The organism is Streptomyces sp. NPDC054796, from assembly GCF_053611545.1.
On sequence record NZ_JBSHAO010000153.1, the window covers coordinates 1 to 1,997 of the forward strand.

Below are 1,997 nucleotides of genomic sequence, written 5' to 3' on the forward strand. Positions count from 1 at the left end.
ACGTGTAGGTCCGGGCCGCCGCGGCGGTTTTTGCTGTGGGGTCCGGGCGGGGCGGGTCGTCGGCACTTGCTCACACTGTCACTTAATGACACTATGACGTTCAGAGACAGCCACTGCGGAGGTCCGCGCACTGTGCTGTCCAGACCTCCGACGCCCGTCCGTCTTCGCCCGAGCCCTGGAGATTCAGATGAGGAAAGGCCCCACGGCCACCCGCGCCGCCATCGCGCTGGTCACCACGATCGCCCTGACGGGCACGCTCGCCACCGTCGCCGTAGCGACGTCGGACGGCACGGACGGCGCCGACGGCCAGGCGGTGGCCACCGCCACCGACGCCGTCACGCACGAGGAGAACGAGCGCGTGCCCGAGGGCGCGCGCTGGACGCAGCACTACTTCCCCTCCTCCGACGGCTCCGGCACCGAGCTGCACGCCGACGTCCTGCGGCCGGAGAAGCTGCCCGAGGGCAAGAAGACGCCGGTCATCATGGCGGCCAGCTCCTACTTCGGGCACTCCGGACAGACGGACGAGGAGGGCTGGAAGCAGCCAGGCCCTTCGGACCGCTTCGAGGACTTCATCAAGGGCACCGACCTGTTCAAGAAGGGGTACTCCTTCGTGATGGTCGACACGCGCGGCTTCGGCGGCTCCAGCGGCTGCTTCGACCTCGGCGGACCCGGCGACCAAGCAGACGTCAAGGCCGCGATCGACTGGAGCGCGAAGCAGCCGTGGTCCTCCGGCTCGGTGGGCATGTACGGCAAGTCCTTCGACGCCTGGACAGGGCTGCTCGGCAACAACACGAAGCACGACGCGCTCAAGGCCGTCGTAGCCCAGGAGCCGATCTGGGACCTGAACGAGCACTTCCACTCCAACGGCATCCCCCGGCCGCACGGCGTGCAGGCGCCCATCACGTACTACGACATAGCGACGCTCCCGCAACTGCCCAAGGACGACGAGCGCTACCGGAAGAACGCCGCGTACGAGAAGAAGCACCCGGAGTGCGCCGCCAGCGCCACCCTCCCCTCCATCGGCGACCCGGAGGACAGGTACTGGAAGGACCGCAGCCCTGCCGGGAACGCCAAGGGCACCGACACCCCGCTGTTCTTCACCCAGGGCCTCCTGGAGCACAACACCAAGCCGTTGGGGATGCGGAAGTTCCTCGACAACCACAGCGGTGAGGAGCGCGGCTGGGTCGGCCCCTGGGACCACGTGCGCGGCAACGAGAAGACGGCGGACGGGCGCCTCGCCATGGGCCGCGAGGGCTGGTTCAAGGAGACGATGGCCTTCTACGACGAGCACCTGAAGGGCGCCGAGCCCAAGAACCGCGCCCCGGACTTCGCCGTCGAGGACAACACCGGCAAGTGGCGCGCCGAGAAGTCGTGGCCCGCCACGGACCGCACCGCCGACCTCCGGCTCGGCAACGGCTCCTACGTGGACAAGGGCGCGGGCTCGGACACGAAGGGCCCGGGAGAGGGAGCCGACAGCACCGCGAGCTTCTTCGTCTGGTCAAAGCCTTTGGAGAAGGCCACGCGCGTCAGCGGCACACCCAAGGTCTCCATGACGGCCGAGGGCGAGGGCAACGTGATGGTGAAGCTGTACGACGTGGCCGAGGACGGGACCGCCGTCATGTTCGACGAGCAGGTCTCCCGCCTGGACCGCGACCACCTGGACCTCGATCTGAAGACCACCGACTGGACCCTGAAGAGCGGACACCGACTGGCCGTGGAGATCGGCTCCGTCCAGACCGGCGAGTGGCTCGACACCCCGTCCAAGCAGAAGGTCACGATCCAGGACGCGCGGCTCGCCCTGCCCCTGGACGACCCGTCCGCCGACACCCGCACGGACGGCGACCGCTCCCCCTACCTCGACGTCTACACGAAGGCGAACACGGCGAAGCTGAAGCCCGGCCCCGCCACGATCAAACTGCCCCCGGTCGGCGGGCGCGACTGAGCCGCCGATCATCCGGGGAGGGGGGGGGGGGCCCCGCGCCGAAAACGGGGGGCCC

The 1,997-nt window shown here is 69.2% G+C and carries 1 protein-coding gene; it reads left to right on the forward strand.

Translation table 11 applies throughout. The annotated features are described in order from the left end of the window. Nucleotides 1-187: 187 nt before the first annotated feature. A complete protein-coding gene (locus tag ACWGJ2_RS40305; RefSeq protein WP_453351395.1) occupies nt 188-1,942 on the forward strand; it encodes a CocE/NonD family hydrolase in 1,755 nt (584 codons plus the stop codon). Nucleotides 1,943-1,997: the final 55 nt, after the last annotated feature.

Excerpts from the sequence above, each read along its gene's own strand:
- ACWGJ2_RS40305 (WP_453351395.1), top strand. The coding sequence starts at position 188 with ATGAGGAAAGGCCCCACGGCCACCCGCGCCGCCATCGCGCTGGTCACC.